Source organism: Micromonospora rhizosphaerae (genome assembly GCF_900091465.1).
Lineage (GTDB): Bacteria > Actinomycetota > Actinomycetes > Mycobacteriales > Micromonosporaceae > Micromonospora > Micromonospora rhizosphaerae.
This window is the reverse complement of sequence record NZ_FMHV01000002.1, coordinates 6,868,581-6,894,717: the sequence shown is the minus strand read 5'-3', so window position 1 is coordinate 6,894,717 and position 26,137 is coordinate 6,868,581. Positions and strand designations below refer to the sequence as shown.

Annotated in this window: 27 protein-coding genes; 22 read left to right on the top strand and 5 right to left on the bottom strand. The window is 71.5% G+C overall.

The window, feature by feature from the left end; translation table 11 throughout:
* Positions 1-251: 251 nt before the first annotated feature.
* Together rpmE and prfA are read left to right on the top strand one after the other, a co-directional pair.
* The gene (gene rpmE / locus GA0070624_RS32445) at positions 252-476 is read left to right on the top strand and encodes a 50S ribosomal protein L31 (protein ID WP_091347322.1); all 225 of its coding nucleotides are present in this window, start codon (positions 252-254) and stop codon (positions 474-476) included.
* A gap of 107 nt (positions 477-583) precedes the next feature.
* Entirely contained in the window at positions 584-1,672 is a 1,089-nt protein-coding gene (prfA, locus tag GA0070624_RS32440; protein ID WP_091347320.1) for a peptide chain release factor 1, read from the top strand.
* A gap of 12 nt (positions 1,673-1,684) precedes the next feature.
* Here the strand turns inward: prfA and GA0070624_RS32435 are convergent, their stop codons facing one another.
* Positions 1,685-3,235 (bottom strand): GGDEF domain-containing protein, encoded by a 1,551-nt coding sequence (locus GA0070624_RS32435; protein ID WP_091347318.1) that lies wholly within the window; start codon positions 3,233-3,235, stop codon positions 1,685-1,687.
* Between the two features lie 72 nt (positions 3,236-3,307).
* Here GA0070624_RS32435 and prmC point away from each other — a divergent pair, with 72 nt between their 5' ends.
* The 17 genes from prmC (at position 3,308) to GA0070624_RS32350 (ending at position 18,857) form a co-directional block, all read left to right on the top strand.
* On the top strand, positions 3,308-4,255 hold the full coding sequence (prmC, locus tag GA0070624_RS32430; protein WP_176731952.1) for a peptide chain release factor N(5)-glutamine methyltransferase: 948 nt from the start codon (positions 3,308-3,310) through the stop codon (positions 4,253-4,255).
* Positions 4,255-4,899 carry an L-threonylcarbamoyladenylate synthase gene (locus GA0070624_RS32425; protein WP_091350310.1) on the top strand — a complete coding sequence of 215 codons (645 nt, stop codon included), beginning with the start codon at positions 4,255-4,257 and terminating at the stop codon, positions 4,897-4,899. Before prmC ends, GA0070624_RS32425 begins: the two co-directional genes overlap by 1 nt.
* Positions 4,900-5,511, top strand: a complete 612-nt coding sequence (locus tag GA0070624_RS32420) for an arsenate reductase/protein-tyrosine-phosphatase family protein (protein ID WP_091347314.1) — start codon at positions 4,900-4,902, stop codon at positions 5,509-5,511.
* Positions 5,512-5,658: 147 nt separating this feature from the next.
* Positions 5,659-7,773, top strand: coding sequence for a transglycosylase domain-containing protein (locus GA0070624_RS32415; RefSeq protein WP_091347312.1), 2,115 nt, complete (start codon positions 5,659-5,661; stop codon positions 7,771-7,773).
* 90 nt (positions 7,774-7,863) lie between these two features.
* A complete protein-coding gene (locus tag GA0070624_RS32410; RefSeq protein WP_091347310.1) occupies positions 7,864-9,153 on the top strand; it encodes a serine hydroxymethyltransferase in 1,290 nt (429 codons plus the stop codon).
* Positions 9,146-9,577 carry a hypothetical protein gene (locus tag GA0070624_RS32405; protein WP_091347308.1) on the top strand — a complete coding sequence of 144 codons (432 nt, stop codon included), beginning with the start codon at positions 9,146-9,148 and terminating at the stop codon, positions 9,575-9,577. Before GA0070624_RS32410 ends, GA0070624_RS32405 begins: the two co-directional genes overlap by 8 nt.
* A 175-nt stretch (positions 9,578-9,752) precedes the next feature.
* Positions 9,753-9,989, top strand: coding sequence for an AtpZ/AtpI family protein (locus tag GA0070624_RS32400; protein ID WP_091350307.1), 237 nt, complete (start codon positions 9,753-9,755; stop codon positions 9,987-9,989).
* Between the two features lie 11 nt (positions 9,990-10,000).
* A complete protein-coding gene (atpB, locus tag GA0070624_RS32395; RefSeq protein ID WP_091347306.1) occupies positions 10,001-10,798 on the top strand; it encodes a F0F1 ATP synthase subunit A in 798 nt (265 codons plus the stop codon).
* Between the two features lie 64 nt (positions 10,799-10,862).
* Complete coding sequence (locus tag GA0070624_RS32390; RefSeq protein WP_091347304.1) at positions 10,863-11,090, top strand: ATP synthase F0 subunit C; 228 nt, start codon at positions 10,863-10,865, stop codon at positions 11,088-11,090.
* 28 nt (positions 11,091-11,118) lie between these two features.
* Positions 11,119-11,658 (top strand): F0F1 ATP synthase subunit B, encoded by a 540-nt coding sequence (locus GA0070624_RS32385; protein ID WP_091347302.1) that lies wholly within the window; start codon positions 11,119-11,121, stop codon positions 11,656-11,658.
* The gene (locus tag GA0070624_RS32380) at positions 11,658-12,479 is read left to right on the top strand and encodes a F0F1 ATP synthase subunit delta (protein WP_091347300.1); all 822 of its coding nucleotides are present in this window, start codon (positions 11,658-11,660) and stop codon (positions 12,477-12,479) included. Before GA0070624_RS32385 ends, GA0070624_RS32380 begins: the two co-directional genes overlap by 1 nt.
* A gap of 102 nt (positions 12,480-12,581) precedes the next feature.
* Positions 12,582-14,234 carry a F0F1 ATP synthase subunit alpha gene (gene atpA / locus GA0070624_RS32375; RefSeq protein WP_091347298.1) on the top strand — a complete coding sequence of 551 codons (1,653 nt, stop codon included), beginning with the start codon at positions 12,582-12,584 and terminating at the stop codon, positions 14,232-14,234.
* Between the two features lie 3 nt (positions 14,235-14,237).
* On the top strand, positions 14,238-15,167 hold the full coding sequence (locus tag GA0070624_RS32370) for a F0F1 ATP synthase subunit gamma (RefSeq protein ID WP_091347296.1): 930 nt from the start codon (positions 14,238-14,240) through the stop codon (positions 15,165-15,167).
* A complete protein-coding gene (atpD, locus tag GA0070624_RS32365; RefSeq protein ID WP_091347293.1) occupies positions 15,167-16,603 on the top strand; it encodes a F0F1 ATP synthase subunit beta in 1,437 nt (478 codons plus the stop codon). The genes GA0070624_RS32370 and atpD overlap by 1 nt, the downstream gene beginning before the upstream one ends.
* 212 nt (positions 16,604-16,815) lie before the next feature.
* A complete protein-coding gene (locus GA0070624_RS32360; protein ID WP_091347291.1) occupies positions 16,816-17,958 on the top strand; it encodes an LCP family protein in 1,143 nt (380 codons plus the stop codon).
* 152 nt (positions 17,959-18,110) lie between these two features.
* Positions 18,111-18,389, top strand: coding sequence for a F0F1 ATP synthase subunit epsilon (locus tag GA0070624_RS32355; protein WP_091347289.1), 279 nt, complete (start codon positions 18,111-18,113; stop codon positions 18,387-18,389).
* Between the two features lie 12 nt (positions 18,390-18,401).
* The gene (locus GA0070624_RS32350; RefSeq protein WP_091347287.1) at positions 18,402-18,857 is read left to right on the top strand and encodes a DUF2550 domain-containing protein; all 456 of its coding nucleotides are present in this window, start codon (positions 18,402-18,404) and stop codon (positions 18,855-18,857) included.
* A gap of 51 nt (positions 18,858-18,908) precedes the next feature.
* Here the strand turns inward: GA0070624_RS32350 and GA0070624_RS32345 are convergent, their stop codons facing one another.
* Both GA0070624_RS32345 and GA0070624_RS32340 read right to left on the bottom strand, forming a co-directional pair.
* Positions 18,909-19,328: a VOC family protein gene (locus tag GA0070624_RS32345; protein ID WP_091347285.1), complete on the bottom strand. Its 420-nt coding sequence runs from the start codon at positions 19,326-19,328 to the stop codon at positions 18,909-18,911.
* On the bottom strand, positions 19,304-19,876 hold the full coding sequence (locus GA0070624_RS32340) for a cob(I)yrinic acid a,c-diamide adenosyltransferase (protein WP_091347283.1): 573 nt from the start codon (positions 19,874-19,876) through the stop codon (positions 19,304-19,306). The genes GA0070624_RS32345 and GA0070624_RS32340 overlap by 25 nt, the downstream gene beginning before the upstream one ends.
* Between GA0070624_RS32340 and murA the strand changes: the two genes are divergently transcribed.
* A complete protein-coding gene (murA, locus tag GA0070624_RS32335) occupies positions 19,875-21,314 on the top strand; it encodes a UDP-N-acetylglucosamine 1-carboxyvinyltransferase (RefSeq protein ID WP_091347281.1) in 1,440 nt (479 codons plus the stop codon). The genes GA0070624_RS32340 and murA overlap by 2 nt on opposite strands.
* A gap of 78 nt (positions 21,315-21,392) precedes the next feature.
* Positions 21,393-22,241: a 3-hydroxyacyl-CoA dehydrogenase family protein gene (locus GA0070624_RS32330; RefSeq protein WP_091347279.1), complete on the top strand. Its 849-nt coding sequence runs from the start codon at positions 21,393-21,395 to the stop codon at positions 22,239-22,241.
* Between the two features lie 42 nt (positions 22,242-22,283).
* Here GA0070624_RS32330 and GA0070624_RS32325 read toward each other — a convergent pair whose 3' ends face one another.
* Both GA0070624_RS32325 and GA0070624_RS32320 read right to left on the bottom strand, forming a co-directional pair.
* On the bottom strand, positions 22,284-23,129 hold the full coding sequence (locus GA0070624_RS32325; protein ID WP_091347277.1) for an ABC transporter permease: 846 nt from the start codon (positions 23,127-23,129) through the stop codon (positions 22,284-22,286).
* A complete protein-coding gene (locus tag GA0070624_RS32320; RefSeq protein ID WP_091347275.1) occupies positions 23,129-23,974 on the bottom strand; it encodes an ABC transporter ATP-binding protein in 846 nt (281 codons plus the stop codon). Before GA0070624_RS32320 ends, GA0070624_RS32325 begins: the two co-directional genes overlap by 1 nt.
* Positions 23,975-24,125: 151 nt before the next feature.
* Between GA0070624_RS32320 and GA0070624_RS32315 the strand changes: the two genes are divergently transcribed.
* Positions 24,126-26,132 (top strand): protein meaA, encoded by a 2,007-nt coding sequence (locus tag GA0070624_RS32315; protein ID WP_091347272.1) that lies wholly within the window; start codon positions 24,126-24,128, stop codon positions 26,130-26,132.
* The last annotated feature ends 5 nt before the right edge of the window (positions 26,133-26,137 follow it).

The following is a 26,137-nucleotide window of genomic DNA, read 5'->3' as shown; positions in this document are numbered from 1 at the left end:
GGCGGGCCGGGCCGCCGCGTCCCGGTCCCGCCGGTACGCGGTGACGAATGCCCGCGAGCCGGGCGGGAATGCGTACCGGGAGGTGAGCGTTGAGCCTGCCGAAACCGGTGTGTGGCCCGCTTGCCGGGTTGGCTCGCGCCCGTGGCACACTGGTCAATCGGCCAACGGTTCCGGTTCACGCCCGAACCCGTCGCGTTCGACGGGACGACCGACGGCGACCCGGCGACCACCCACGAAAGGACCGAGGCGACATGAGGCAGAACATCCACCCGGAGTACGTGACCACCGAGGTCACCTGCTCCTGCGGCAACACCTTCACGACCCGCAGCACCGCCAAGGGCGGCGCCATCCACGTCGAGACCTGCAGCGCCTGCCACCCGTTCTACACCGGTAAGCAGCGCGTCCTCGACACCGCCGGCCGGGTCGCGAAGTTCCAGCAGAAGTACGCCAAGGTTCAGTCCAAGAAGGCCAAGTAACTCTTCCGACGACGCCCGTGTCCGGCTCCGTGCCGGACGCGGGCGTTCGTCCGTTTCCACACGTTTCACCCGTTCTTGTCACTCGTCGTCGAAGGAGTATCCGCAGCATGAGCAGTGAGCGCCTGGCCGCCCTCCTCGACGAGTACGCCGAGCTGGAGAAGCGGCTGGCCGACCCGGCCATTCACGCCGACCAGGGCACCGCCCGGCGGGTCGGGCGTCGTTACGCCGAGCTGGTCCCGCTGCACAAGGCGGCCGCCGAGCTGGAGCAGGTCCGTGCCGACCTGGCCGCCGCCCGCGAGCTGGCCGCCGAGGATCCGGCGTTCGCCGCCGAGGCCGAGTCGATCGCGGCGTCCCTGCCGGCGCTCGAGGAGCGGCTGGCGGAGCTGCTGATCCCGCGAGACCCGCACGACGCCAAGGACGTGATCGTCGAGATCAAGGCCGGCGAGGGTGGCGAGGAGTCCGCACTCTTCGCCGCCGACCTGCTGCGCATGTACACCCGGTACGCCGAGCGGCACGGCTGGGTGACCGAGGTGATCGACGCCCAGGAGTCCGACCTGGGCGGGGTGAAGGACGTGTCGCTGGCGATCAAGACCAAGGGTGTGCCCGAGGGTGGCAACGGCGTCTGGTCCCGGCTCAAGTGGGAGGGCGGCGTGCACCGGGTGCAGCGCGTCCCGGTCACCGAGTCGCAGGGCCGGATCCACACCAGCGCGGCCGGCGTGCTGGTGCTGCCGGAGGCCGAGGACGTCGACGTGACCATCGACCCGAACGACCTGCGGATCGACGTGTTCCGCTCGTCCGGGCCGGGCGGCCAGTCGGTCAACACCACCGACTCCGCGGTCCGGATCACCCACGTGCCCACCGCGATCGTGGTCTCCTGCCAGAACGAGAAGTCCCAGCTCCAGAACCGGGAGCAGGCGATGCGGATTCTGCGCGCCCGGCTGCTCGCGGCGGCCCAGGAGCAGGCCGACGCGGCCGCCTCGGACGCCCGCAAGGCCCAGGTCCGCACGGTGGACCGCTCGGAGCGGATCCGCACCTACAACTTCCCGCAGAACCGGATCACCGATCACCGGATCGGCTACACCGCGTACAACCTCGACCTGGCCCTCGCCGGGGAGCTGGACGGCGTCCTGGACGCCCTGGCCGAGGCCGACCGCGCCGCCCGACTCGCCGGCGAGACCGAGCTCACCCGCCGCTGACCCCAGATCCGGTCAGCAGGCACGGAGGCGGGCCTTGGCGCGGAGCATCTCGCGGTCGGCCAGTTCGAAGGCGGCGCCGAGCGCCTCCCGCAGGCTCGCACCGGAGCCGCTCACCTCGGCGAAGCCGATGCTGACCCCGACCGGCGTGCCGGGCACCAGCGACTCCCAGTCCTCCGTTCGGACCGCCGCGTCGATCCGGCGGGCGACCTCGGCGGCCTCGGACATCCCGGCCCCGGGCAGCACCACCACGAACTCGTCCCCGCCGTAGCGGGCGACGAAGTCGCCGCGCCGCATCACCCGGTTGATCACGCCGGCGATCCGCTGGAGCACCAGGTCGCCGGAATGGTGGCCGTGCCGGGTGTTGACCGCCTTGAAGCCGTCCAGGTCGCAGACGCCGATCACCACCCGCTCGCCCCGGGCCACCACCGCCCCGATGTACCGCTCCAGCCGGCGCCGGTTGGGCAGCCCGGTCAGCGGGTCGGTGAGCGCCTCGCCCTCGTACCGCGCCGCCTCCCGGCGCATCTCCTCGTGATCGATCCGGGCGGCGATGCCGTCGATGTAGACGTCCCGCAACCGGTCGTTGCGCTGCGCGGCGAGCCGGAACGCGTGCCGGTCGGCCCGGTGCGCCCCGGCGTGGTCGCCGGCCCCGGCCAGGGCGATGCTGCGCAGCCGGGCCGGCTCGGCATCGCCGAGCGTCTCGGCGGAGACCCGGGCGCTCTCCAGCCGGGTCATCGCCTCGATCGGTCGGCCGTCGGCGATGGCCAGGCAGACCTGCCCGAGCTGACGCATGTCCCGGACCCGGGCGCTGTCCCCGCCCTGCCCGAGCAGCCGGACCGGGTCGGCATCCGTGCCGGACTCCACCAGGTCGCCGAGGGCGGCCCGGCGGGCGGCGGCATAGCCGTACGCGGCCCGGCTGCTCGGCCGGATGTTGCCGGCCCGCCCGGCGTGCAGGAAGCGGCTCAGGTCCCCGGAGACGTCCCGGAGCACCCGCAGGCAGCCGTCGCTGTCCCCGTTGTGGTCCAGCGCGACGGCGTTGCGCAGCCGGATGCCGGGCGCGGCGAAGGTCTCCTCCGGGATGTCGGCGGCCAACCCGACCTGGCGGGCGCGCTCGATCGCGCCGAGGGCGTGGCCGTGGAAGCTGAGGTAGGAGTAGGCCATGGCCAGGTCGTGCCAGCCCCAGGCGGTGTCCCGATCCGGGTCGTCGACCGCGGTCAGCCAGCGGGAGGCCTTGACCAGGTGGGTGACGCAGCGGTCCAGCGCGCCCTGGTGGTGCGCGGCCAGCGCGGCGAGCGCGTTGAGGTGCCCGTGCAGATAGGGCTCGGCCAGGTCGCGGACGGCCCGGGAGGCCTCCTCGATGGCCCGGGTGAACTCCGCCGTCCGACCGAGATTGATCAGCGCGGAGAGGCGCTGAACCAGGGCGTCGGCCCGGGCGCAGGGGTCGGTCGTGGTGCGGATGACCCGGTCCAGGACGACGCACGCCTCGGCCGAGCGGCTCGCCTCCTGCAGGCCCCTGGCATGCCTGAGGGTGTCAACCTGGTCCTCGACCCGGTCGAGCCAGCCCACTCGCGACCTCCCTGTGTGTGCGTCCGGCCGCACCCGCTCGTGATGTGACCCGCGACGCTTCATGATTATCTCGTGACCTCCCTGCCGCAACACCCGTCCGAAGGGACAGAACGGCCCCGCCCGTCGCTCGTGGTCGCCCGGGCGGCCTGGGCCCTCGCCGAGGCGGGGATCGAGGCCCCCCGGGCGGAGGCGGAGTTGCTCGCCGCGTATGTGCTGGACGTGCCGCGGGGCCGGCTGGCCCTGGCCGACGGGTTCACCGCCGCTCAGCTCGACCGCTTCCACACGCTGCTGGACCGGCGGATCGCCCGGGAGCCGCTGCAGCACCTCACCGGCACCGCCGGCTTCCGGCGCCTGGAGCTCTCGGTCGGCCCGGGCGTCTTCGTGCCCCGGCCGGAGACCGAGCTGCTCGCCGGCTGGGGCGTCGAGCAGGGGCGGCGGCGCAGCCACCCCCTGGTGGTCGACCTGTGCAGCGGCTCCGGCGCGATCGCCCTCTCGGTGGCCCAGGAGCTGCCGGGCGCCCGGGTGGTCGCGGTGGAGCGATCCCCGGCGGCGCTGGACTGGCTGCGCCGCAACGCCGCGGACCGGGCCGCGGCCGGGGACACCCCGATCGAGGTGGTGGCCGCCGACGTGACCGACCCGGAGCTGCTGGCGGAGCTGGTCGGCCGGGTCGACGTGCTGCTCTGCAATCCGCCGTACGTGCCGCGGTCGGTGGTGGTATCCCCGGACGTGGCCGGGCACGACCCGGACGAGGCGGTCTTCGGCGGGGTGGACGGGCTGGCGGTGATCCGGCCGGTGATCGCCCGGGCGGCGGAGCTGCTCCGCCCGGGCGGGCTGCTCGGCATCGAGCACGACGACACGCACGGCACGGCGGTGCCCGGGCTGCTCAGCGCGGACGGCCGGTTCGAGGCGGTCGAGGATCACCCGGACCTGACCGACCGGCCCCGGTTCGCCACCGCGTCCCACCGCGCGGACGGCCAGCGCCCCGCTGCCGGCACGGCGTGGCAGACTGGCTCCTCGTGATGCTCTACGACTGTCGGTCGCCCGCCGACCGGGACCGCGGCATCGCCGCTGCCATCGAGGCGGTCAAGAACGGGGAACTGGTCGTCCTGCCCACGGACACGGTCTACGGGATCGGCGCCGACGCCTTCACCCCGTACGCGGTGAAGGCGCTCGGGGACGCCAAGGGCGGCTCCCGGGCGGCGCCGCCGGTGCTGATCGGTTCCCGGCACACCCTTGACGGCCTGGTCTTCTCGTTGCCCCGCGCGGCGCGTGACCTGGTCGAGGCGTTCTGGCCGGGCGCGCTGACCATCGTGGTGGAGCACTCGCCCAGCCTCCAGTGGGACCTGGGCGACTCCAGCGGCACGGTGGCGGTGCGGATGCCGCTGCACCCGGTGGCGCTGGAGGTGCTGCGGGAGACCGGGCCGATGGCGGTGGCCTCGGCCAACAAGGTCGGCCAGCCGGCCGCGGTCACCGCCGAGGAGGCCCGGGACCAGCTCGGCTACTCGGTCCGCGCCTACCTGGAAGCCGGACCGGCCCCGGACCCGGTGCCGAGCACGATCGTCGACCTGACCGGCGAGGTGCCCCGGTTGCTACGCCAGGGGGCCGTCCCGCTGGAGAAACTGCGTGACGTGGTGCCGGACATCCTCGAGGCGCAGGGAGTCTGAGTGCCGCCGTTCACCGTCCTGCACGTCTGCATGGGCAACATCTGCCGGTCCCCGATGGCCGAGCGGCTGCTGGTGCTCGCCGTGCGGGAGCGGCTGGGCCGGCTGGGGGTCGACCCGATCCGCTCGGACGAACTGCTGCACAGCCACAGCGCCGGCACCGGCGGTTGGCACGCCGGCGAGGAGATGAACCCGCCGGCGGCCCGGCAGGTGGTGTCGCGCGGCGGGGACGTGGACGGCTTCGCCGCCCGCAAGCTCCGTTCCGATCTCATCGACGCCGCCGACCTGGTCCTCACCGCCACCGCCGACCAGCAGGAGTACGTGGTGGCGCTGCGCCCGGACGCGGCGGCCCGCACGTTCGTGCTGGGCGAGTTCGGCCGGCTGCTGGGCGCCGTGGACGCCGCCGCGCTGCCTCCGGTCGAGGCCACCCCGGACGCCGTGTACGCGCGCGGGGTGGCCCTGGTCGCCGCCGCCGACGCGGCCCGGCAGGGCGCCTCCCCGCTGCCCACCGACGACCTCGACGACCCGTGGGGCCGGGGCGACCAGTGCTTCAGCCGGGTCGCCGACGAGATCGAGGAGACCGTCCACCCGCTCGCCGCCGCGCTGCTGCCCTGAGCACCCTAGGCCCGCTCGCTGGGCTTTCTGTAGCTTTCATCCTTCCCCGCGAAATTCCTGCGCGTTTCGGCGAAGATGGCAGCAAAAGCGGCGATTCCGGTCATTCTGAACGGGTCCGACCATGGCCGGCTCCTGCGGGGAGAGCTGATGAACCGGGCCCATCTCGACAAGTTGCTCACCGTCCTGTTCGCCGGCGTGTTCGCCGGGCTCGTCCTGGCCGCGGCCGCGCTGCCGGCGGCCCTGGTATTCGGGCTCGGCTTCAAGACGCTCGCGCCCTACGCGCAGCTACCCGAAGCCCTGCGTGCGCCGCAGCCGACCCAGCGGTCCAACCTCTACGCCAACGACGGCCGCACCCTGATCACGTCGTTCTACGTGGAGGACCGGGTGGACGTGCCACTGAGCGCGGTGGCGCCAGTGATGCGGCAGGCCATCCTGGCCGCCGAGGACGTGCGGTTCTACGAGCACCACGGGGTGGACCTGCGTGGTGTCGCCCGGGCCCTCACGGCCAACGGGGGTGACGGCCGGAGCCGGCAGGGTGCCTCCACGCTGACCATGCAGTACGTCCGGAATGCGCTGGCCAGTGATCCCCGGCTGACCGAGGAGCAGCGGGCCCGGGCCACCGAGATCAGCGTCGGCCGCAAGATCCGGGAGATGCGCTACGCGCTGACCCTGGAGCGGGGGCTGGGCAAGGACCAGATCCTCACCCGCTACCTCAATATCGTGTACTTCGGTGCCGGGGCGTACGGGATCGCGGCGGCCAGCAAGCGCTACTTCTCCACCACGCCGGCCGACCTCACGCTGGCCCAGGCGGCGCTGCTCGCCGGGCTGGTCCGGTCGCCCGCCACCGACGACCCCATCAACGGGGACGCGGACGCGGCGCTGAGCCGCCGGGCGTACGTGCTGGACCGGATGGTGGAGACGGGCCAGGTCGCGGCCGCGGACGCCGCCCGGGCCAAGGCCGAGCAGCTCGAGCTGAGGCCCAGCGAGACGCCGAACGACTGCGCCGCGGTGCCGGAGGAGCACAACGACTGGGGCTTCTTCTGCGACTGGTTCACCCAGTGGTGGAACGCTCAGAAGGCCTTCGGTGCCTCGTCAGCCGAGCGGCAGCGGACGCTGCGCCGCGGCGGCTTCTCGATCGTCTCCTCGCTCGACCCCGACGTGCAGCGGAAGACCACCGAACAGGTGCTGCGGATCTACGACCTGGTCAACCGGCGGGCCGCGCCGACCGCCGTGGTCCAGCCCGGCACCGGCCGGGTGCTGGCGATGGCGGTGAACCGGTACTACGGCGTGGCGGGCAACCCGCCCGGGCAGAAGAACTACCCGAACACGGTCAACCAGCTCGTCGCCGGCGGCGGAGGCATCGTCGGCTACCAGGCCGGCTCGACGTTCAAGCTCTTCACGATGCTGGCCGCGCTGGAGTCGGGGCTGCCGCTGAACACCACCTTCAAAGCGCCGTCCCGGATCGTCACCCATTACCCCGCCGGCGGCGGTCCGGCCAGCTGCGGCGGTTACTGGTGCCCGGCCAACGCCAGCCCGGTGTGGATGGACGGCGAGAACACGATGTGGAGCGCCTTCGGCCGCTCGGTGAACACCTACTTCGCCTGGTTGATCGAGAAGGTCGGGGCGGACCGGGTGGTGGAGATGGCCGAGCGGCTCGGCATCGTGCTGCGGGCGCCGGAGGACGCCCGGCTGGCCCGGTACAGCGCGAGGAGCTGGGGAGCGTTCACCCTCGGCGTGGCCGCCACCACCCCACTGGACCTGGCCAACGCGTACGCCACCGTGGCGGCCGAGGGGTTGTGGTGCGCCCCGACGCCGGTCACCTCGATCACCGACAGCGCCGGTCGGAAGGTGACCGCCGGGCAGCCGGACTGCCGGCAGGTGCTGGACACGGACGTGGCCCGGGCGGCGGCGGACGCGGCCCGCTGCCCGGTCGGCGACCAGTCGATGTACCGGCGCTGTGACGGCGGCACCGCCGAGAAGCTCCAGCCCGGGCTGAGCCGGCCGGTGGCCGGCAAGACCGGCAGCTCGGAGCGGAACGAGACGGAGACGGTGGTCGCCTTCACTCCGCAGCTCTCGATCGCCACCATCGCCGCGAATCCGGACGATCCCCGGGACGCGGTCGGCGGCGGGGTGCAGGAGCGGCAGATCCCGGCGGTGGCCGAGGTGCTCGCCTTCGCCCTGCGCGGCCAGCCGGTGGTCGACTTCGTCCCGCCCAGCCAGACGATCACCTTCCAGGTCACCGGCCCGCGCGCCGGCAACTGACCGGCGTGCGCCGCCCGCCAAGGTGACCCGTGGCTCCGGTGCCGAGGCATCTCCGGGATTCCCGTCTGCCGACCCATAGACTCCTTCGCTGTGGAGAACGCGACGAGCACCTTCTGGGGGCCGGACTTCGAGCAGCTCAGCGCCACCGACCCGGAGATCGCCGGGGTGGTGCTCGGCGAGCTGGAGCGGCTGCGCGGTGGCCTGCAACTGATCGCCAGCGAGAACCTCACCTCACCGGCGGTGCTCGCCGCGCTCGGCTCGACGCTGACCAACAAATACGCCGAGGGCTACCCCGGCCGGCGCTACTACGGCGGCTGCGCCGAGGTGGACCGGGCCGAGGAGATCGGCATCGCCCGGGCGAAGGAGCTCTTCGGGGCCGAGCACGCCAATCTCCAGCCGCACTCCGGCGCCAGCGCCAACCTGGCCGCGTACGCCGCGCTGCTGCAGCCGGGGGACACGGTGCTGGCGATGGACCTGCCGCACGGCGGGCACCTCACCCACGGCAGCCGGGTGAACTTCTCCGGCAAGTGGTTCGCCACGGTCGGCTACACGGTCCGCCGGGACACGGAGCTGATCGACTACGACGAGGTACGCGACCTGGCGCTGGCCCACCGCCCAAAGATGATCATCTGCGGCGCCACCGCCTATCCGCGGCTGATCGACTTCGCCCGGTTCCGGGAGATCGCCGACGAGGTGGACGCCTACCTGATGGTCGACGCCGCGCACTTCATCGGGCTGGTCGCCGGGAAGGCCGTTCCCTCTCCGGTGCCGTACGCCGACGTCGTCTGCTTCACCACCCACAAGGTGCTGCGTGGCCCGCGCGGCGGCATGATCCTCTGCCGGGAGTCGCTGGCGTCCCGGATCGACAAGGCGGTCTTCCCGTTCACCCAGGGCGGCCCGCTGATGCACGCCGTCGCGGCCAAGGCGGTGGCGCTGCGCGAGGCCGCGCAGCCCGAGTTCCGCGCGTACGCCTCCCAGGTGGTCAGCAACGCGCAGGCGCTCGCGGTCGGGCTGGAAGCCGAGGGGATGCGCCCAGTCTCCGGCGGCACCGACACCCACCTCGCTCTGATCGACCTGCGGGAGGTCGGGGTGACCGGCGCGGACGCCGAGGCCCGCTGCGACGCCGCCGCCATCACGCTCAACAAGAACGCGATTCCGTACGACCCGCAGAAGCCGATGGTCGCCTCCGGCGTCCGGGTCGGCACCCCGAGCGTCACCACCCAGGGCATGCGCGAGGGGGAGATGCGTCGGGTGGCCGCCCTGATCGCCCGCGCGGTGCGGACGGATCCGGCCGCCCCCGGGGGCGCGGACAAGCTGACCCGGATCGCCGCCGACGTGGCCGAGCTGGTCGCCGACTTCCCGGCGTACCCCCGTGGCTGAGCCCGGGGCGCGCGCGGCGCAGGCGGCCGCGGACCGGGGCTGGCGGCTGCGGCACCTGCCGGTGCTGCTGATCGCCTCGGCGCTGATGGCCGCGGTGGCCGCGGTGGTCGGCGGGGTGACCGGGGGCGCTGACGCGGCGCTCGGGGCGGCGGCCGGGGTTGCGGTCACGGCGATCAGCTACACGCTCACCACGGTGGTGCTGGCCTGGGCCGACGCCCGCGACCCGCAGCTGGTGCTGCCGTTCGGCGTCGGCCTCTACGTCGCCAAGTTCACCCTGCTGATTGCGGTGATGATCGGGGTGGCGTCGACCGGCTGGCCGGGTCTGATCCCGTTCTGCCTGGGCATCGCCGCCGGCGTGGCGGTGTGGACCGGCGTGCACATCTGGTGGCTGACCACCGTCCACGCCCGACGGGCGCACCGCTGAGCTGTCCCACCACTTGGACGGCACGCCGACGTGTCGGCGATCGGTCATTTTCTCGCTGGCGGAAGGGGAGTAGCGTGCCTCCAGACGACTTCGCCCACCAGACGCCCACACAACGACGGTTGTGCGGGGGGTGAGGCACAGCCTCGTCTTCCCGGCTGATATCGTTCGCCTCGTCATGGCTGATGACCGAACCCCCCAATCCCATGGCGGCCCGGACGATGTTCCGCCCGGTGCCGGCCAGGGTTGGACCGCGCTCAGCTACCTGATCGCGGGCATGGGGGTGTGGGGCTTCATCGGTTGGCTGGTGGACCGGTGGCTCGAAACCGGCGGCGTCGCCACGGGGATCGGGATCGTGCTCGGCATGGCCGGGGGAGTCGTCCTGGTCATCCGCAAGCTCGGCACGCCTACTTAGGAAGGGACGCGGTGTTCGGACAGGCGAACGTCCTGGCACAGGGCGAGGCAGCATTCCCACCCAGCGTGGAGGACTTCTACCTGCCCAGTATCCTGCCCTGGGGTGCGGAGAACTCCTACTGGTTCACCAAGATCACCGCCATGGTCTGGATCGCCGTCGGCGTCCTGATCATCTTCTTCCTGGCGAGCTACCGGAACCCGCAGCTGGTGCCGACGAAGAAGCAGTGGTTCGCCGAGTCGATCTACGGCTTCGTGCGGAACAACATCGCGGTCGACATGATCGGGCACGCGGGTGTGCGGTTCGCGCCGTACTTCACCACGCTCTTCTGCTTTGTCCTGCTGACCAACCTCTTCGCCATCCTGCCGTTCTTCCAGGTCTCGCCGAACTCGCACATCGCGTTCCCGGCCTTCCTCGCCGTGATCAGCTACGTGCTGTTCAATTACATCGGCATCCGGCACCACGGTTTCGTGAAGTACTTCAAGGCCGCGCTGATCCCGCCGGCGCCCTGGTACATCCTGCCGCTGCTGATTCCGATCGAGGCGTTCTCGACCTTCATCATCCGGCCGTTCTCGCTCGCCGTCCGTCTCTTCGCGAACATGTTCGCCGGGCACATGCTGCTGCTGGTCTTCACGCTCGGTGGCTTCGCGATGCTGAGCGCCAATTCCCTGCTGGCGCCGGTCTCGGTGCTGTCCTGGGTGATGACCGTGGCGCTGACCCTCCTCGAGGCGCTGGTCATCGTCCTGCAGGCCTACGTCTTCACCGTGCTGAGCGCCAGCTACATCCAGGGCGCGCTCGCCGAAGAGCACTGATCCATCGCACCAACCGTTGTCGTCCCGCGTGATCGTCACGCGTGATAACCAGGAGGAACCACTAATGGAGCTTCTCGCCGCGGTAGAGGGCAGCACCGCCGCCATCGGCTACGGCCTCGCCGCCATCGGCCCGGGTATCGGCGTCGGCCTGGTCTTCGCCGCCTACATCCAGTCGACCGCCCGCCAGCCGGAGTCGTCCCGGATGACCCTGCCGTACGTCTGGATCGGCTTCGCCGTCATCGAGGCGCTCGCGCTGTTCGGCATCGCCTTCGGCTTCATCTGGGCCGGCTGACCCCCGCCCTACGACCGGGAGGTTTCCCATGTTCCTGCTCGCCGCAGAGGGCGGTGAGGCGGCCCACAACCCGATCCTGCCGATCTGGCAGGAGATCGTGGTCGGTGGCATCGCCTTCATCGTGCTCTGCTTCGTGCTGATGAAGTTCGTCTTCCCGCGCATGGAGCAGACGTTCCAGGCCCGGGTCGACGCGATCGAGGGCGGCATCAAGCGCGCCGAGGCCGCCCAGGCCGAGGCCAACCAGCTGCTCGAGCAGTACCGCGCGCAGCTCGCCGAGGCCCGCACCGACGCCGCCAAGATCCGGGACGACGCCCGCGCCGACGCCGAGGGCATCCGCCAGGACATCCTCGCCAAGGCGCGGGAGGAGTCCGACCGGATCATCGCGGCCGGCAAGGAGCAGCTCGCCGCCGAGCGGGCCACCATCGTGCGCGAGCTCCGCGCCGAGGTCGGCACCATCGCGGTGGACCTGGCCAGCAAGATCGTCGGTGAGTCGCTCGCCGACGAGGCGCGTCGCAAGGGCACCGTGGACCGGTTCCTGAGCGGTCTCGAGAGCGCGGGGGCCCGCTGATGCAGGCCGCCAGCCGGGAGTCGTACAAGGTCGCGGCCGAGCGCCTCGACGCGTACGTCCGCGGCGCGGAGCCGTCGGCGGTGGCCTCCACCGCCGACGACATCCTCTCCGTCGCCGATCTGCTGCGGCGCGAGCCGCGGCTGCGCCGGGCGCTCTCCGACCCGGCCCGCTCCGGCGAGGACCGGGTCGGTCTGCTGACCGGGATCCTCGGCGGCAACGTCGGCGCGGACGCGCTCGACCTGCTGGCCGCGCTGGTCTCCGGCCGGTGGTCGGCGCCGTCGGAGTTGCTCGACGGCACCGAGCGGCTGGGCGTGGAGGCGCTGCTGGCCAGCGCCGACAAGGCGGGCGAGCTGGGCGAGGTCGAGGACGAGCTGTTCCGCTTCGGGCAGGTCGTCGCCGGCCAGCCGGGGCTCTCCAACACGCTCTCCGATCCGATCGCCCCGGCCGAGCGGCGGGCCGGCCTGGCCCGCGAGCTGCTCGCCGGCAAGGCCCGCCCGGCCACCATCCGCCTCGTCGAGGTGGCGCTGCGCGGCTTCGGGGGACGCTCCTTCACCGGGGCGCTCACCCGGCTGGTCGAGCTGGCCGCCGACCGGCGGGACCGTCAGGTCGCGTACGTGACCGTGGCGGCCCCGTTGAGTGACGAGGAGGAGCGACGCCTGGGTGCCCGCCTCTCCGCGATGTACGGTCGAGAGGTTTCCGTCAAGCAGACGGTGGACCCCGAGGTGCTCGGCGGAGTGAGCGTGCGGGTCGGCTCCGACCTGTACGACGGCACCGTCCTGCGCCGCCTCAACGAGACCCGCAACGCACTCGCGAAGCGCTGACCGGCACCCGCTGGCACAGCCGCAAAGCGCCTGAATGACAGACGCCATTCGGACCGGTCGGTACTAGGTATCCCGGGCCCCTGATACTTAAGGAAGCAGAGGATGGCCGAGCTGACCATCTCGACGGAGGAGATCCGCGGCGCCCTGGAGCGCTACGTCTCCTCCTACACGGCCGACGTCTCCCGCGAGGAGGTCGGCACCGTCGCCGACGCCGGCGACGGCATCGCCCACGTCGAGGGTCTCCCCTCGACCATGACCAACGAGCTCCTGGAGTTCGAGGACGGCACGCTCGGCGTGGCCCTGAACCTCGACATCCGGGAGATCGGTGTCGTCGTCCTCGGCGACTACGGCGGCATCGAAGAGGGCCAGCGCGTCAAGCGCACGGGCCGCGTCCTCTCCGTGCCGGTCGGCGACGCCTTCCTCGGCCGCGTGGTCAACGCGCTCGGCCAGCCGATCGACGGCCTCGGCGACATCTCGAACGAGGGCTACCGCGAGCTGGAGCTGCAGGCCCCGAACGTGATGGCCCGGCAGTCCGTCTTCGAGCCGCTGCAGACCGGCATCAAGGCGATCGACGCGATGACCCCGATCGGCCGGGGCCAGCGCCAGCTGATCATCGGCGACCGGAAGACCGGTAAGACCACGATCGCCCTGGACGCCATCCTCAACCAGCGGGACAACTGGCGCTCCGGCGACCCGAAGAAGCAGGTCCGCTGCATCTACGTCGCCATCGGCCAGAAGGCCTCCACGATCGCCTCGATCAAGGGCCTCCTGGAGGAGCAGGGCGCGATGGAGTACACCACCATCGTCGCGTCCCCGGCCTCCGACCCGGCGGGCTTCAAGTACCTCGCCCCGTACACCGGCTCGGCCATCGGCCAGCACTGGATGTACGGCGGCAAGCACGTGCTGATCGTCTTCGACGACCTGAGCAAGCAGGCCGAGGCGTACCGGGCCGTGTCGCTGCTGCTGCGCCGCCCGCCGGGCCGCGAGGCGTACCCGGGTGACGTCTTCTACCTGCACTCCCGGCTGCTGGAGCGCTGCGCCAAGCTCTCGGACGAGATGGGCGGCGGCTCGATGACCGGTCTGCCGGTCATCGAGACGAAGGGCAACGACATCTCGGCCTTCATCCCGACCAACGTCATCTCGATCACCGACGGCCAGATCTTCCTCGAGACCGACCTGTTCAACCAGGGCGTCCGGCCGGCCATCAACGTCGGCACCTCGGTCTCCCGGGTCGGTGGTTCGGCTCAGGTGAAGCCGATGAAGAAGGTCGCCGGTTCGCTCCGGCTCAACCTGGCCCAGTACCGCGAGCTGGAGGCGTTCGCCGCCTTCGCCTCCGACCTGGACAAGGCCTCCCGGGCCCAGCTGGACCGCGGTGGCCGCCTGGTCGAGCTGCTCAAGCAGCCGAACTACTCGCCGTACCCGGTGCAGGAGCAGGTCGTCTCCGTCTGGGCCGGCACCGAGGGCAAGCTGGACGACATTCCGGTGGGCGAGGTCCGGCGCTTCGAGTCGGAGTTCCTCCAGTACCTGCGCCACAAGCACGAGGGTGTCCTGGCCGCCATCGCCGACGGCAAGTGGGACGACGAGATCATCGGCTCGCTCGACTCGGCGATCACCGAGTTCAAGCAGCTCTTCCTCGGCAAGGAGGAGGAGACCCGGATCAACGAGCCCGCCGCCAAGCCGCTGGAGGGCGAGGAGACCCGCGAGACGGTGACCCGGTTCCGCGAGGGCACGACCGACCGCCCGGCTGAGAGCTGACCGATGGCCGCCCAGGTACGCGTTCTTCGTCAACGGATCCGCTCGGCGAAGTCGATGAAGAAGATCACCAAGGCGATGGAGCTCGTGGCGACGAGCCGGATCGCCAAGGCCCAGGCCCGGGTGGAGGCGTCCCTGCCGTACGCCCAGGCCATCACCGGCGTGCTCACGGCGCTGGCGTCCAACTCGCGGATCGACCACCCGCTGCTCACCCCGCGCGAGCGGGTGCGGCGGGCGGGCGTCCTGCTGGTCACCAGCGACCGGGGCCTGGCCGGTGGCTACAGCTCGAACGCGATCAGGACGGCCGAGTCGCTGATCGCCCGGCTCCGCGCCGACGGCAAGGAGCCGGTGCTCTACGTCATCGGCCGCAAGGGCGTCACGTTCTACCGCTTCCGTAACCGGGACATCGCGGCGAGCTGGACGGGCTTCTCCGAGCAGCCGTCCTTCGCCGACGCCCGTGAGGTGGGCGAGACGCTGATCAAGGCGTTCTCGGCCGGTGCGGACGACGTGGAGGGCAAGGCCGGGGCGGACGGGGTGCTCGGCATCGACGAGCTGCACATCGTCTACACCGAGTTCAAGTCCCTGATGACCCAGACGCCGGTCGCGAGGATCATCGGCCCGATGGAGGTCGAGGACCGTCCGCGGGCCGAGGGTCTGCTCCCGGCGTACGAGTTCGAGCCGGAGGCGGAGGCGCTGCTCGACGCGCTGCTGCCGAAGTACATCAACACGCGGATCTACGCGGCGTTGATCGAGTCGGCGGCCAGCGAGTCGGCGGCCCGGCGGCGGGCCATGAAGGCCGCCACCGACAACGCCGAAGAGATGATCGAAAAGTACACGCGTGAGATGAACTCGGCCCGCCAGGCCAATATCACTCAGGAGATCAGCGAGATCGTCGGCGGCGCGAACGCGCTGGCCGCGTCGGGAAGTGAAGTGTGATGACTGCCCCAGTAGAGACCAAGACGGCCACGGGTCGCGTGGTCCGGGTCATCGGCCCGGTCGTCGACGCCGAGTTCCCGCGCGACGCCATGCCGGACCTGTTCAACGCCCTGCACGTGGACGTGACGCTCTCCGGCGGAACCAAGACGCTGACCCTGGAGGTCGCCCAGCACCTGGGTGACAACCTGGTCCGCGCCATCTCGATGCAGCCGACCGACGGCCTGGTCCGTGGCTCCGAGGTGCAGGACACCGGCTCGCCGATCAGCGTGCCGGTGGGCGACGCGGTCAAGGGCCACGTGTTCAACGCGATCGGCGAGGTCCTCAACCTCAAGGAAGGCGAGACGCTCAACCCGGACGACCACTGGCAGATCCACCGCAAGGCCCCGGCCTTCGCGGACCTGGAGCCGAAGACCGAGATGCTGGAGACCGGCATCAAGGTCATCGACCTGCTGGCCCCCTACGTCAAGGGCGGCAAGATCGGCCTGTTCGGCGGCGCCGGCGTGGGCAAGACGGTGCTCATCCAGGAGATGATCACCCGGGTCGCCCGTAACTTCGGTGGTACCTCGGTCTTCGCCGGCGTGGGCGAGCGCACCCGCGAGGGCAACGACCTCATCGCCGAGATGACCGAGTCCGGCGTCATCGACAAGACCGCGCTGGTCTACGGCCAGATGGACGAGCCGCCGGGCACCCGGCTGCGGGTCGCCCTCTCCGCGCTGACCATGGCGGAGTACTTCCGCGACGTGAAGAAGCAGGAGGTGCTGCTCTTCATCGACAACATCTTCCGCTTCACCCAGGCCGGTTCCGAGGTCTCCACCCTGCTCGGCCGGATGCCGAGCGCGGTGGGTTACCAGCCGACCCTGGCCGACGAGATGGGCGAGCTCCAGGAGCGGATCACCTCCGTCCGGGGCCAGGCCATCACCTCGATGCAGGCGATCTACGTGCCCGCCGACGACTACACCGACCCGGCGCCGGCCACCACGTTCGCCCACCTGGACGCGACCACCAACCTGGAGCGGTCGATCTCCGACAAGGGCATCTACCCGGCCGTGGACCCGCTGGCGTCCTCGTCCCGGATCCTCGCCCCCGAGTTCGTCGGCCAGGAGCACTTCCAGGTGGCCAGCGAGGTGAAGCGGATCCTGCAGCGCTACAAGGACCTGCAGGACATCATCGCCATCCTCGGCATCGAGGAGCTCTCCGAGGAGGACAAGGTCACGGTGGGCCGGGCCCGCCGGATCGAGCGCTTCCTGTCGCAGAACACCTACGCCGCCGAGCAGTTCACCGGCGTGCCGGGCTCGACGGTCCCGATCAAGGAGACCATCGAGGCGTTCAAGAAGATCAGCGAGGGCGAGTACGACCACTTCCCCGAGCAGGCCTTCTTCATGTGCGGCGGTCTGGAGGACCTGGAGCGCAAGGCCAAGGAGCTGATGGAGGGCTAGACCTCCGTCACACCCACGGAGGCCACCCCGGCGGATGCCGGGGTGGCCTCCGCCCATTCGGGGCCGGTCCTAGCAGATGTCCGGTTCTCCGGCAAGCGGTTCCGCAGAGCCCGGGGTACCGTTCGGGACACGACGCTCACGGCTGAGCGTGAATCTCTGCAACGAATCGGTCGCTCCCGCCCGTCTTCCTGTCATGGGCGCGACGAATGGAGATGCTCGTGGCTAAGGCCGGCACGGACGGCGGCAAGCGATCCTTCTGGCGCGGGGTCCCCCGGTGGGCCCGGGTCTGCACCGTCTTCGGTGTGGTCCTCATGGTGCTCAGCGGCGCCGTGCTGGTCGGCTACAAGGCGCTGCTGGCCCGCTACGAGGGCTCGGTCGGCCAGGGCGACCTCTTCGGTGATCAGGCGGCCGGCGCGCAGCAGCGCAAGAGCGACATCAAGGGGCCGCTCAACATCCTGCTGGTCGGCATCGACCCCCGCAACCCGAGGACGCCGCCGCTGGCCGACTCGATCATGATCCTGCACGTGCCGGCCGGGATGGACCGCGGCTACCTCTTCTCGCTCCCGCGCGACCTTCGGGTGGAGATCCCCGAGTTCCCGAAGGCGAACTACGCGGGCGGCACCGGCAGGCTGAACGCCGCGATGTCGTACGGCAGCCGGGTGCCCGGGCAGAACCCGGACGCCGCCCGCGGCTTCGAGCTGCTCGCCATGGCCGTGCAGCAGGTCACCGGGATCCAGCGCTTCGACGCCGGCGCGATCATCAACTTCACCGGCTTCAAGAAGATCGTCGACGCGATGGGCGGCGTCGACATGTACATCGAGCGGGACGTGAAGTCCGAGCACCTCAGGCCGGACGGCAGCCCCCGACAGCTCAAGCCGGGCGGCGGGGGCTACCTCGGCCCGCAGGCGCAGTACAGGAAGGGCCAGGCGCACCTCAACGGCTGGCAGGCGCTGGACTACGTCCGGCAGCGCTACCCGCACAACGGCGTGCCGGACGCCGACTACGGCCGGCAGCGGCACCAGCAGCAGTTCATCAAGGCGATGGTCGACCAGGCGTTCAGCGCCGACGTGGTGACCAACCCGGTCAAGCTGGACAGGGTGATCCGCGCCGGCGGCCAGTCGCTGATCTTCAACGGCCGGGGCAACAGCGTGGTCGACTTCGCGCTGGCCCTCAAGAACATCCGGTCGGAGTCGATCGAGACCATCAAGCTGCCCGCGGGTGGCATCGGCACCGGCTCGGCGTACAAGGGGGAGAAGCTGCTGCCGCCGGCGGAGGACTTCTTCGCCGCGCTGCGCAACGAGCAGGTGGACGCCTTCATGCTGGAGCACCCGGAATTCAAGCAGAAGAACACCTGACTTGACCGCCAGCGGGCCCCGTACCGAGCGGGGCCCGCTGGTGTGTACGCGGCTCGCCGCGACTCGTGGCGCAGCTCTCGCCACCCGCGTTGGGTGCCCTGCGGGAGCGCGACTAGACTTTCGGCAATCCGCCGCCGCAGCAAGGAGACAGCGTGGCACAGCAGCTTCACGTCGAGCTCGTAGCCGTCGAGGAGAAGGTGTGGTCCGGGGAGGCCGAGATGGTCGTGGCCCGGACGACCGAGGGTGAGCTGGGTGTGCTCCCGGGCCACGCGCCCCTGCTCGGCCAGCTGGCCGAGCCCAGCCAGGTGCGCATCAAGCAGGCCGGCGGCCAGCAGCTCGCCTACGACGTCGCGGGCGGCTTCCTGTCGGTGACCGGCGAGGGCGTCACCGTCCTCGCCGAGAGCGCCACCCCGGCCACCCCGGCGCGCTGAGCCGACCCGCCGATGGAGATCGTGGAGGGGATCGGAATCGGCGTAGCGGTGGTGCTCGCCTCGCTTCTGATCCTCTTCATCCGGCGGGCCCTGTTCACCCGCAGCGGAGGCATCATCCGGCTCAGCGTGCGGGTCTCCACGATCCTCGACGGCCGCGGCTGGTCGCCCGGCTTCGGCCGGTTCGTCGGCGACGAGCTCCGGTGGTACCGGATGTTCAGCTTCGCCCTGCGTCCCAAGCGGGTGCTCTCCCGTAAGGGGCTGGCCGTGGAGCGCCGGCGACTGCCCGAGGGGCAGGAGCGCTTCTCCATGCCGGCCGACTGGGTGATCCTCCGCTGCACGAGTCGCCACGCGCCGGTGGAGATCGCCATGGCACGGTCCACGGTCACCGGCTTCCTCTCCTGGCTCGAGGCCGCCCCACCCGGGGCGGCCTCGCCGCGTCTGGCCTCCCAGGACTGGCCCGCCGCCTGATCTCTGGTGCGCCAGCGGCGCCATTCGCGCCCGGCGCCCGCGCCACGCCGGTCAGTCGACGTCGGCGACCAGCTCGACCTCGTACCCCTGCCCATCGGTGAGGTAGGCGGCGTACGTCCCCGGACCGCCCGCGTGCGGGTGCCGGTCGGGGAAGAGCAGGGTCCATCCGTGGTCCGGCGCCGCCGCGACCAGCCGGTCCACCGCGGCCGGCGGGCCGGCGTGGAAGGCCAGGTGGTTGAGCCCCGGTGCGAGCCGGTCGTGCACCCGCCCGGAGAGCGCGGGGGACGCCTCCATCACCAGGTACGTCGGGCCGAGCCGCCAGGACCGGCCGGCCGGCCAGTCCTGGAACGGCGTCCAGCCCAGCTCGCCGAGGAGCCAGCCCCAGCTCTGCCGGGCCGCGTCGAGGTCCGGCACCCAAACCTCGACGTGGTGCAGCGCCCCGACGGTCAGCGCTTCCCGCCCGGGACCCATAGCACATCTCCGTCCGGATTTGCCGTTCTTGCCAGAATAAAGAGCAGATCGGAGAGCCGGTTGAGATACTTCGCTGGGAGGGGGCTGGTCCGATCGGGGTCGTGCGCGACCAGTGCCCACGCCGCACGCTCGGCGCGCCGGGCGATCGTCCGTGCCACGTGCAGCAGCGCCGCGCCAGCGGTGCCGCCGGGGAGGATGAAGGAGTCGAGCTTGCTCAGGCGCGCGTTGTACTCGTCGCACCAGCCCTCGAGGCGCTCCACGTACTCCTCGGTCACCCGCAGCGGCGGGTACGCCGGATCCGGCTCGACCGGGGTGGCAAGGTCCGCGCCGACGTCGAACATGTCGTTCTGGATCGACTCCAGCACCGCCCGCAGCTCGTCGTCGAGCTGCCCCATCGCGAGCGCGACGCCGATCGCCGCGTTGCACTCGTCGACATCCGCGTACGCCGCGATCCGTGGATCGGTCTTCGGCACCTGCTCGTTGTTGCTCAGCCTGGTCATGCCGGCGTCGCCGGCCTTGGTGTAGATGCGCGTGAGGTGGACGGCCATGACGCACAGCCTACGGATACCGGACCTGACCATCCCGGCGCGGCCGGGCCCGACCAGCTGGCCGGGCGGGGTTGGCCCGGGTGACGCCGGCGACCCGGCCGTCAACGACGTAGACGTCATCCGGGTGAACGGTGACGCGCGGCTGTCCGGCACGGTGCACGTGGTCGGTGCGAAGAACTCGGCCCTCAAGCTGATGGCCGCGGCGCTCCTCGCGCCCGGGCGCAGCGTCATCACCAACGTCCCCCGGATCACCGACATCGCCATCATGGGGGAGGTGCTACGCCGGCTCGGCTGCGGCGTGCAGTTCGCCGCCGACGACCCGGTCGACCCGATGGTGGCCCGGGGCGGGGTCGAGCGGTCCCGCTCGGTGGTCATCGACGTGCCCGAGCAGCCCGGCGCCGAGGCCGACTACGACCTGGTCCGCCGGCTGCGCGCGTCGATCTGCGTGCTCGGCCCGCTGCTGGCCCGCCGCGGTTACGTGCGGGTGGCCCACCCCGGCGGGGACGCGATCGGCTCCCGCGGCCTGGACATGCACATCGCGGGGCTGACCCGGATGGGCGCGGACATCTCCGGCGAGCACGGCTTCGTCATCGCCGCCGCGCCGGACGGGCTGCGCGGCGCGGACATCGTGCTGGACTTTCCCAGCGTCGGCGCCACGGAGAACCTGGTGATGGCGGCGGTGCTGGCCCGGGGCACCACGGCGATCGACAACGCCGCCCGCGAACCGGAGATCGTCGACATCTGCACCATGCTCAACCGGATGGGTGCCCGGATCGAGGGGGCCGGCACCTCGACCCTGCACATCGTCGGGGTGCCCGAGCTGCGTCCGGTGCGGCACGCCACCGTGGGAGACCGGATCGTCGCCGGGACCTGGGCGTTCGCCGCCGCGATGACCCGCGGCGACATCACCGTGACCGGCATCGACCCGGCCCTTCTTGAGGTGGCGCTCGACAAGCTGGTCTCGGCCGGCGGCCTGGTGGAGACCCGGGGCGACGCCTTCCGGGTACGGATGGACGACCGGCCGACCGCGGTGGACGTGGTCACCCTGCCCTACCCCGGCTTCGCCACCGACCTGCTGCCCATGGCGATCGGGCTGGCCGCTCTCAGCGACGGGGCGTCGCTGATCACCGAGAACATCTTCGACGGCCGGTTCATGTTCGCCAACGAGATGATGCGGCTGGGCGCGGACATCAAGACCGACGGCCACCACGCCGTGGTACGCGGCCGGGACCGGCTCTCCGGCGCCCCGGTACGCGCCACCGACATCCGGGCCGGCGCCGGGCTGATCATCGCCGGGCTCTGCGCCGACGGGGTCACCGAGGTCTCCCACGTGCACCACGTCGACCGCGGCTACCCGGACTTCGTCGCCGACCTGCGGGCGCTCGGTGTGGAGGTCGAGCGCGGCACCGTACCGGGGGAACCGGCCCTGGAGATCTGACCGGGACACGGCTTAGCCCTCGTTCAGGCTCGCCCACTAGGGTGCTGGCAGACACTCAATCAGGCGAGGGAGAAGCAGATGGCGGGTCGACTCGCGGTCGTCGGGGCCGGGCTGATGGGCTCGGGGATCGCCCAGGTGGCGGCGCAGGCGGGCTGGCAGGTGACGCTGCGGGACCTGGACGACGCGGCCACCGATCGTGGCCTGGCCAGCATCCGGAAGTCGCTGGAGAAGTTCGCGGCCAAGGGCGTCATCGACACCTCCGAGGTCGAGGCGTCGCTCGGCCGGATCACCCCGACCACCGACCTGGAGGCGGTCGCCGACGCGGACATCGTGGTCGAGGCGGTCTTCGAGCGGCTGGAGATCAAGCACGAGGTGTTCCGCGCGCTGGACAAGATCTGCAAGGCGGACGCCGTGCTGGCCACCAACACCTCGGCGATCCCGGTCACCCAGATCGCGGCGGTGACCGAGCGGCCGGAGGCGGTCGTCGGCACCCACTTCTTCTCTCCGGTGCCGATGATGAAGCTCTGCGAGCTGGTCCGCGGCTACAAGACCAGCGACGAGACCCTCGCGACCGCGAAGGCGTTCGCCGAGGGGATCGGCAAGACGGTCGTCGTGGTCAACCGGGACATCGCCGGCTTCGTCACCACCCGGCTGATCGCCGCGCTGGTCGTCGAGGCGGTCAAGCTGGTCGAGTCCGGCGTGGTGTCGGCGGAGGACCTGGACATCGCCTGCCGGCTCGGCTTCGGCCACGCCATGGGCCCGCTGGCCACCACCGATCTGACCGGCGTGGACGTACTGCTGCACGCCGCGAAGAACATCTACACCGACACCGCCGACGAGAAGTTCTTCCCGCCGGAGCTGCTCCAGCGCATGGTCACCGCCGGCGACCTGGGCCGCAAGACCGGCAAGGGCTTCTACACGTACTGACCGGGGGACGCGGCGGGTGCCGGGACGGCGCCCGCCCGAGCCTCAGCCGTCGCGCTTGGTGGTCCAGCGGAAGGTGCCCAGGCAGAGCACCAGGCCGATCACGCACCACAGGGCGAGCACCAGGGCGACCCGACCCAGCTCGAACGAGCCGCCCGGCTCCTGCGCGCCGAAGCTGTCCGGCAGGAAGACCGAGCGCAGCCCCTGGCACATCCACTTCAGCGGGAAGAGCGCCGCGATCTGCTGCATCCAGCCGGGCAGCTGGGTGAAGACGATGAACACGCCGGAGATGAACTGCAGCACCAGCGCCACCGGCGTGACCACCGCGGAGCCGCTCCGCGAGGTGCGGGCCAGCGAGGAGATGGCGATGCCGCAGAGCGTGCAGGCGGTCAGGCCCAGCACGAAGATCCACCCGAAGGTGAGCCACTTACCGACCGTGGTGGGCAGTGTCAGATCGAAGAAGACGGCCGAGACGGCGAGCAGCAGCACGGTCTCGGCGAGCCCGATCACCACCACCATGATCACCTTGCCGGCGAAGTAGACCCACTTCGGCATCGGCGTGCCGCGGTACCGCTTGAGCACCCCGCGGTCCCGCTCGATCGGGATCCAGATGCCGAGGTTCTGGAAGCTCACCGTCATCAGGCCGGTCGCGATCATGCCGGTGACGAAGTACTGGGTGAACCGGACCCCGTCCGTGAGCTCCCAGGTGAAGATCGACGCGAAAATCGCGATCATCACGACCGGGAAGAGCATGGTGAAGACCACGGACTCCCGGCTGCGCAGGAACTGCGTGATCTCCAACCGGCCCTGGCGCAGGGCGAGGGCGCCCGGCCCGACCCGCCGGGCCGGGGCGGCGGCGACCGGCGTGGCCGGCTTCGTCGTGGTGGTCATCAGTGTCCGATCATCCTCAGGTAGACGTCTTCCAGGGTCGGCCGGGTCACCGTGAGGCCGGGGACCTCGCCGCCGAAGCGCGCGGCCAGCTCCGCCACCAGCGCCGTCGGCGTCGCGCTCGCCGCGGTCTCCAGCGTCCCGTCCGGGGTACGCCAGGAGACCGTGGCCAAAGCCTCCTGCCGGTTGCCGAGCCGGCTCGGCGGGGCAACCTCGACGAGCCGGCCCCCGGCGATCACGCCGACCCGGTCGGCGAGCGCCTCCGCCTCGTCCAGGTAGTGCGTGGTGAGCACGATGGTGGTGCCGGCGGCGGCCAGGTCGCGGATCAGCTCCCAGAACTCGCGCCGCGCCTCCGGGTCGAAGCCGGTGGTCGGCTCGTCGAGGAAGAGCAGCTCGGGCCGGCCGATGATGCCCAGCGCCACGTCGAGCCGGCGCTTCTGCCCGCCGGAGAGGGTGTGGGTACGCGCGGCGGCCTTGTCGGCCAGCCCGACCCGCTCGATCACCTTGTCCGGGTCGTCGGCGTCCGGGTAGAAGCCGGCGAAGTGCCGGACCACCTCGGCGACGGTCAGCTCGTCGAACTCGCCGGTGCCCTGCAGCACGATGCCGAGCCGGGAGCGCCAGTCCGGGTCCGGGCGGGCCGGGTCGCTGCCCAGCACGGACACCTCGCCGGCGTCGCGCTGCCGGTAGCCTTCCAGGATCTCCACCGTGGTGGTCTTGCCCGCGCCGTTCGGGCCCAGCAGGGCGAACACCTCGCCCCGACGCACGTCGAGGTCCACGTCCGCCACCGCGACGTTGTCGCCGTACGCCTTGCGAAGTCCCCGCACGGAGATCGCGAGCTCGTCATCCATGACGTCAAGTGTGCGACTCGGCCGCCAGCTGCGACGGTCCGGGGTGTGGTGGTGTCGGCCATGTCGCGCCCCGCGTACCCGGTGGTCCGCTCTATGGACCTGTGTAATTTTCCACAGCCCGTTTTACTGAACGGTAACTTAGACTCCGGCCATGGATGAGAAGGCCCTCCCCGGCCGGTTGCCGGAGCGCGACCGGCCCTGGGTGATGCGCACCTACGCCGGGCACTCCTCGGCCGCCGCGACCAACGCGCTCTTCCGGCGCAACCTCGCGAAGGGGCAGACCGGCCTCTCGGTCGCCTTCGATCTGCCCACCCAGACCGGCTACGACCCGGACCACGAGCTGGCCGCCGGCGAGGTCGGCCGGGTCGGGGTGCCGGTGGCCCACCTCGGCGACATGCGGGCCCTCTTCGACGGCATCCCGCTCGCCGAGATGAACACCTCGATGACCATCAACGCGCCGGCGATGTGGCTGCTCGCCCTCTACGGCACGGTCGGCATGGAGCAGGGCGCCGAGCTGTCCCGGTGCGCCGGCACCACGCAGAACGACATCATCAAGGAGTACCTGTCCCGGGGGACGTACATCTTCCCGCCGGCGGCGTCGCTTCGGCTCACCGCCGACGTCATCGCGTACACGCTGCGGGAGATGCCGCGCTGGAACCCGGTGAACATCTGCTCGTACCACCTGCAGGAGGCCGGCGCGACGCCGGTGCAGGAGGTCGGCTTCGCGCTGGCCACCGCGGTCGCCGTGCTCGACGCGGTCCGCGACTCCGGCCAGGTGCCGGCCGAGCGGATGGGCGACGTGGTGCAACGGATCTCCTTCTTCGTCAACGCGGGGGTTCGCCTCGTCGAGGAGATCGCCAAGATGCGCGCCTTCGGCGCGCTCTGGGACGAGATCACCCGCGAGCGCTACGGCGTCTCCGACCCGAAGCAACGCCGCTTCCGGTACGGGGTGCAGGTCAACTCGCTCGGCCTGACCGAGGCTCAGCCGGAGAACAACGTCCAACGCATAGTGCTGGAGATGCTCGGCGTGACGCTCTCCCGGGACGCGCGGGCCCGGGCGGTGCAGCTCCCCGCCTGGAACGAGGCGCTCGGCCTGCCCCGCCCCTGGGACCAGCAGTGGTCGCTGCGGATGCAGCAGGTGCTCGCGTACGAGTCGGACCTGCTCGAATACCCCGACCTCTTCGAGGGCTCGCACGTGATGACCGCGCTGGTCGACGACATCGTCACCGGGGCCCGGGTCGAACTGGAGAAGGTGCTGGAGATGGGCGGTGTGGTGACCGCCGTGGAGACGGGCTACCTCAAGAGCGCCCTGGTCGCCTCGCTGGCCGAGCGGCGGCGCCGGATGGAGGCCGGCACCGACGTGGTGGTCGGCGTCAACCGGTTCACCGAGACCGAGCCGTCCCCGCTGACCGCGGCCGGCGCCGAGGCCGTCGAACAGGTCGACCCGGCGGTGGAGGCCGCCGCCGCGGCCTCCGTACGCGAATGGCGGGCCGGACGGGACGGCGCGGCGGTCGACGCGGCGCTGGCCCGGCTCCGGGCGGACGCCGCGACCACGACCAACCTGATGCCAGCGACGCTGGAGTGCGTTCGCGCCGGGGTGACCACCGGCGAGTGGGCCGGCGCGCTGCGCCAGGTCTTTGGCGAGTACCGGGCGCCGACCGGGCTGACCGGTGCGGCCGGCGGGGGCGGGGACGCCACCCTGACCGCGGTCCGCAAGCGGGTGGCCGCCACAGCGCGGGAGCTGGGCAGCGGCCGGCTGCGGCTGCTGGTCGGCAAGCCGGGCCTGGACGGGCACTCCAACGGCGCCGAGCAGATCGCGGTACGCGCCCGCGACGCCGGCTTCGAGGTGGTCTACCAGGGGATCCGGCTCACCGCCGGGCAGATCGTCGCCGCCGCCGTCGAGGAGGACGTCGACCTGGTCGGCCTCTCGGTGCTCTCCGGCTCGCACCTGGCGGCCGTGCCGGCGGTGCTGGAGGGGTTGCACGCCGCCGGCCGGGGTGACCTGCCGGTGGTGGTCGGCGGCATCATTCCGGCAGGCGACGCGGAGGCGCTGCGGGCCGCCGGGGTGGCCCGGGTCTTCACGCCGAAGGACTTCGCGCTGACCGGCATCATCGATGAACTGGTCACCGTCATCCGCGAGGCCAACGGCCTGTCGTGACGGGT